The sequence below is a fragment of the Profundibacterium mesophilum KAUST100406-0324 genome (assembly GCF_009835145.1).
In the GTDB taxonomy this organism is placed as follows: Bacteria; Pseudomonadota; Alphaproteobacteria; order Rhodobacterales; family Rhodobacteraceae; genus Profundibacterium; species Profundibacterium mesophilum.
Window position 1 is genome coordinate 1 of the sequence record NZ_APKE01000047.1, and the last position, 5,496, is coordinate 5,496.

At 59.3% G+C, this 5,496-nt stretch carries 3 protein-coding genes; 1 reads left to right on the plus strand and 2 read right to left on the minus strand.

Annotation, left to right across the window (positions count from 1 at the left end):
- Positions 1 to 135: 135 nt before the first annotated feature.
- Positions 136 to 1,464: a plasmid recombination protein gene (locus PMES_RS15910; protein WP_159966709.1), complete on the minus strand. Its 1,329-nt coding sequence runs from the start codon at positions 1,462 to 1,464 to the stop codon at positions 136 to 138.
- Positions 1,465 to 2,182: 718 nt separating this feature from the next.
- Positions 2,183 to 4,390 carry a KAP family P-loop NTPase fold protein gene (locus PMES_RS15915; RefSeq protein ID WP_159966710.1) on the minus strand — a complete coding sequence of 736 codons (2,208 nt, stop codon included), beginning with the start codon at positions 4,388 to 4,390 and terminating at the stop codon, positions 2,183 to 2,185.
- Between the two features lie 536 nt (positions 4,391 to 4,926).
- Here PMES_RS15915 and PMES_RS15920 point away from each other — a divergent pair.
- Positions 4,927 to 5,484: a hypothetical protein gene (locus PMES_RS15920; RefSeq protein ID WP_159966711.1), complete on the plus strand. Its 558-nt coding sequence runs from the start codon at positions 4,927 to 4,929 to the stop codon at positions 5,482 to 5,484.
- The last annotated feature ends 12 nt before the right edge of the window (positions 5,485 to 5,496 follow it).

Genomic DNA, 5,496 nt, shown 5'->3' on the forward strand with positions numbered 1-5,496 from the left:
GTGATGGCTTGCTCATGCGGACCGTCTAACCGCATGGATTCACAATGTGAATCCTCGACAATCAGAGTTCTGCAACAACGCCTTGGCGAGGTGTAAGTATCGGATATCGCTGAGAACAAACTTTGCATTCTTCTGTTACGACCGCTCGTCATCGCCGCCTTTTGGGCGATCTTCGTTGCCTTGACCACGACCGGTCAGGGCCATGATGCGCGCAGTAAGAGAGACCCGGATCTTTCCGATGGACCGACGCTCGGCGTCGGGCAGGCGAGATGCGATTTCGACGATGGTCTCGTCCGCCGATTGAATCTCGGCCGTGTCGCGAGCGACGGCTGTTTTCGCCTCGTCGCGGGCTTTCTCGCGCAAGCGCGCCAACGCCCTCGAAAACACATGCAGCGCGCGGGCACGGCCAGAGGAAGACGGCGCCATCCGCGCCCTCAGATTCGACAGGAGCCCGGGCTTTGCGTCCGGGGTTTCAACGAGCACCGGCGCTCCATGGTTGTCCTCGATGTCGAAGGCGCCTGCGGCCAGGCCTTGGCCCACAGCAAGCACTGCATCGGCTTCCTGCGCCTTCGCCACGGCGGCGTCCTCGCGCGCGCCAATGGCGTTCTCCCGGCCCGTGACCGCCTCTCGTTTCCGCTCGATTGCCACTTCCTCGGCGGTCATGGCCTGCGCACGCTGGTCGAGCTCCGCGCGGGTCTCGACGATCCTGGTATCCTCGGCCTTGCGCCAGTCCGCCGTCCGCACATGCTGCCGGTAGGCCGGCGGCTCATCGCCATTTTGCCGCGCCTTGCGCACGGCTTCGGCCCGCCGCTCTCCCCGCACGAGGCCGAGCGGCGCGAAATGTTGACCCACACTGTCCTGCGCCGCCTCGTAATTCTTGATCAGGTCGTGCTTGGACGGCTGGAGCATCCAGCGTTTCGTCCCGTTCAGCTCCACCTGAACCTTCGGCACGATCACCGCGTGGATGTGAAAGGCCTGCTCGTCGAGGTCCGCCCGCGCATGCACGACATCCTCGCCGAAATTCTCCAGCAGCCAGTCTCGGGCCGCGTCCTCGAAGGCTTGGGCGCGCGCTTCGCGAGCGTCGACCGTGGGCAGGGCGTCGAACCAGTCGCGGTTCGCCGTCAGGATCACCTCTCGCATGGGGCCATGCCGGGTTGCTCGCCAGGGATCGCGAGGGCCTTCGGCCATGCGCTCCTTGATCTGCTTCTTCCGCCGCCGCCGCGTGAGCGTTTCGATCTCGTCCGCGAAGTTCTCCGCCTTCATGTCCTCGATCATCGCGGTCGTCCGCGCCGCCCAATTCGCCTCGCCGATGACACGACGGTTCAGGAGGGAGCGGGAGGGGTTTACATGGCCGAGATCGCCACCGTTCCGGGTGCGATGCTTCTCATAGCCACCAAGATCGGCAGGGAACAAACCCTGGAAGCGACAGACGACGGCGAATTCTTGGTTGGATTGGTGGGCCACGGGGGACATCTCCGGAAGGGCAGGAGACGGGGAGATGTTGCTGACCCAGGCGATCCGGAAATCGCGGTTCCTTCACGGTCGCTTCGCGGGGTGTGACTGGCCCTCTACTCTACTCACTTACCAGCCTGCGCAGTCGTCGCGGCTCGCGCGCGCCTTTGTGCACAGGCTGTCGTTCGCCAGGGGAGACCCCTGGACCCCGGCGCCGCTGCCGCGCCGCCAGGGAGACGCGCCGCTCTCCCTGACCCTCTCGGGGCCTTCCGCCGGAGCAAGGGTCATCGTTCCGCACTCCCCCTTGCATCCCCCTGCTCGCAGAGGCCCGTTCGCCACGCCCCCTGCACCCCTTAGGCGTCTCCGACGGCCAGACACCCCAACGCCGCGCATCTTGCGGGATGCGCGGCGTTGGGGTGTCGGCGGAGAGCAATCTGCTCTTGAGGATTTACCTAGCGCTCCGACCACTGGGGAATCGTGGCTCATTGCGCGCGCTCCCGCCGCACGCAATCAAACCCAATACCCAGCCCCAACCCGACCATCGCCCGGTGGGGAAGGCCGACTTGGGGCTGGGTGCAGCGTTCGCGAGAAGGCGCCTTCACCGCGTTCGGCCCAAACGTCGGCGATGCGCAGGAAGCGGACTCTGCATAGGCCGATGGTAGCGCCCAATCAACTGTCGCGACCGGCCTTAGCGGCCATTCGCGAAAGGGGAGCGGAATGTCCGCTACGCTCAATGTCTTGCTTGCTCAATTGCCAACTGAAGTTCCGCAACTTGATCTGCAAATTCACCGGTCTGCAAGTTATCCAAGCGGGCAACAGTGGCATCCCAATCGAGGAATCGCTCGACGGAATTCTTGGATAGAGGATAATAGACTTTGTCGCTCATCGACCATCCTCTGAGATGGTTCAGTATACTAAGAAACCCCTCATCAGTGCTTGTATATTCTCGAACCCAGTCGATGGCTTGATCATCTCCAGCAATGTTCAGCCAACCATAAAGGTAAGCCGCAATATCAGGCAGATTCGGTATCAGCGCTCTTGTAGTTTGCTTGCTAACGCGCTTCTTCAAGATATCGATGGCTTCATCCAGAACGTCTTCTGAAATTTCCCATCGGTCCGGGCTCTCGGCTTCGTCGCCCACTCGTCCGTGCCGAAACAGTTGGCTTCGAAAAAAACCTCCAACCAGCCAATTTAAGGCTGCGCCATCACTTGCCATCCGCCGAACTGTCTCAGCTTGTTTTTCCGAATTCAGCTCGTTCAACTGCCTCAGGCAATCCTTAGCTACCACGTTGGCAAGTCCGTCAAGTGAAAGAGAAAAAGCGCGCTGTTCGCCATCTTCTGCCATCGCTGCGTCCATCATTCCGGACAGCCCTTCGCAAATCCCAACAAGCTGGTCTTCATCCAAACCTGATATGCATTTGTCGTCTAATCGGTTTAGGATATGTTCGAACCAAGTTTTGCCTGAGCTACGACGCTTCATCACCTCTTCGGCAAGGCGTGCAGTCAACTGATCGACATTTGCCCGTGCCAACTCCAACAGAGCATTAAACTCTTCATCTGGCATAACCGTCTTAGGGCCAGTGAGCGCAAAGTAGAATCGGTAATGCAGTGGGCTACCGAGCCTTTTTAGCGTGATTGCCTCGAAAACAGCCGCCGAATCCATCGTGTTGAAAACCCGTTTTTCCGGTTCGTCCACATCTGCCACGCCCGGAATGAAGCGCCCCAAACTCCAGATCGAACGGCCAGAGTCTGGACCCTTCGAAGGTAAGAGCGTCTTCAGCTGCTCACCCATGCTGGCCTTTTCATCACTTGAAACCGTTGCATCTCCAGTTGCCAATACTGATCGCACTGAAAGATACACCTCAAGCCATCGATATAGTTTGTAATTGCTGATCTTAATTAAGTGTAGCCGGCAAAAGTCCGGGAAATATACATCTTCTTTGACCTGCGGGAATATAAAGCGAATGCTGTTCAAGGCAAGTTTAACTTCGCGCGGTGTGGAAAGCCCCATTCCCTCTCGGTCGACGGCGGAGTGTAATTCCTTGAGTAGCTCGCCGTCTGCTTCAGTCCCTATGACTTCGGAGTAGATGGCTTTTGCCTCATCTCGGAATTGGGTCCGCAGGTCAAATGGTTCTGGAAGTGGGATGTTGAAGGTAAGTTGCACGATTTTTTGGAGAAATAGGTCTCCGTCTGTTACTTGGAGGCCAGTCTTTAGGGCTTGAGCCAAGACCTGGCGATCATAGCACATCAGATAAGCAACCCGTGGAAAATCTGCGACGGAACGAACCAGTCGAACAACCTCAACCGCTTGCTGGGGTTCAAGGCGATCAAGATCATCGAGAATGACAACGAACCCAACATCCAGCTCTTGGATCTTATGCGCGATTTTTCGCTTCAACTCGGATGGTGTTGGCCCAGCAGGCATAATTTGATCAGCCGCATTTGCAGCGGCCTCCAATGCACCTCCGACCATCTGTCCTCCCGGGATGAAGTGCCCAGCAACATTCGCAACCGACGCAATCCTACGGGCAGTTTTCGGACCATAATCCCGAAGCAGCTTACCGACTTCGGCCACCTGTTCCTTCGTGGCATTCGCTTGTTCGCCGCCAGCCTTCGCAGGCGCTTGTTCTTCCGCTCTAAGTCTCTCTGTCATCGGTGCCAGCAAAGACTCTACCATCGATGAAGCGTCTCCGTTGAGCCACGGTGCAATTGTGATGGTGTAAACCCCCTCAGCTTGAGCGTTGATAAGTTCGGCGCGTAGGAAGTTCAAAAGGGACGTCTTTCCCGAACCCCAGCGTCCTTCCAAGCCGATGACCATGCCGTCACCTTTGGATGCTTCAATAATTGAGGGAGCAAGTCGCTTCGCCATGCCCACAAATCCGAATTGATCTTTCTGCTCGTTTTCAAGTGCGCGGTCAGGATCGAGTGCAGTTGTCATGGCTTATCTCTCAAACGGTTTCAGAGCCTTCCAAGTGGGGTAACTTGCAACGGGTAAATCCGCCATCGAAAATACCCTTGAGCCTTCGGAAAGCTGCGGTTCAAGCAAAGCGCAGCGAATGTCAGCTTCCCGCCTTTGGTCGGTAGCTGGATTTTCGCTGCACTTGGTAGGAATGTCGCGAAAGGGCTGGCTCCGGTCCTTCGCTGCGTTTGGTGCGGAGGTCAGCATAAGGTCGTTCGGGCTCTCGTGGCATGTGGGGCATCCGTAACGGTGCACGGCCCGGTTCCTTTGCGATGCTCAAGTTTATGCATAGTGGGGCGAACGGACGCCCTTGTCGCCGTGCCCCAACAAAGTCGAGAGGGGACACCCCTCTCGACGCTCTCCCCATCACCCCAGCAAGAAGGGCCGGACCGGGAAGCAGGGCCTGCCCCTTCCGTCGTGCGCGCGCTTTGTGACGCGCACGACGGAAGGGGCAGGCCGATAGGATAGAGGGAAGATCGGGCGCGTCGGACATCCACCATTCAAGGATACCGACAATGCTCGACAGCACACAGACCTCCTTTGCGATGACCCCAGCCTGGCAAGACCACATCTCGCCCGGCGACATCGTCTCGTTTCGCTTTCCGGTGGCCGAAGAGGGCCATACCGGGCGTCCCAAGGCGCGGCCCTGCCTCGTGCTCGACATCGAGGCGCATGGCGGTCAGCGCTATGCGCTGCTCGCCTACGGAACCACCTCTCGGCGCCAGTCCAACATCGGCTACGAGGTTCATGTGCGCCGCCGGGCAGACTACCTCTCGGCGGGGTTGAACGAGCCGACGCGCTTCGTAGGCGCGCGGCGGCTGCTCGTGCCGCTGAAGCACAGCGGCTTCTCCGTGTGCCGGGCCACCGGTTCGGCCGTGCTCGGGCGCCTTGCTGGGTCAGCCCTCACGGCGATGAACGCCGTGCGCGGTCATATCCATGCTGAGCGCGACATCGCGGCCGACCGCCGGGTCGGGCGCCGGTTTCAAGCAGATGTCGCCCAGCAGCGCAGCTTTACAGTCGAACGGCGTGCACCGCGTCGTGTCGCCGCTGCGGGAAAGGCGGTGCAGCAATGAATGCGCTTCTGC

What these genes read in the sequence shown, in the direction of transcription:
- PMES_RS15915 (WP_159966710.1), bottom strand. Translation starts at nt 4,390, where the DNA reads ATGACAACTGCACTCGATCCTGACCGCGCACTTGAAAACGAGCAGAAA.
- PMES_RS15920 (WP_159966711.1), top strand. Translation starts at nt 4,927, where the DNA reads ATGCTCGACAGCACACAGACCTCCTTTGCGATGACCCCAGCCTGGCAA.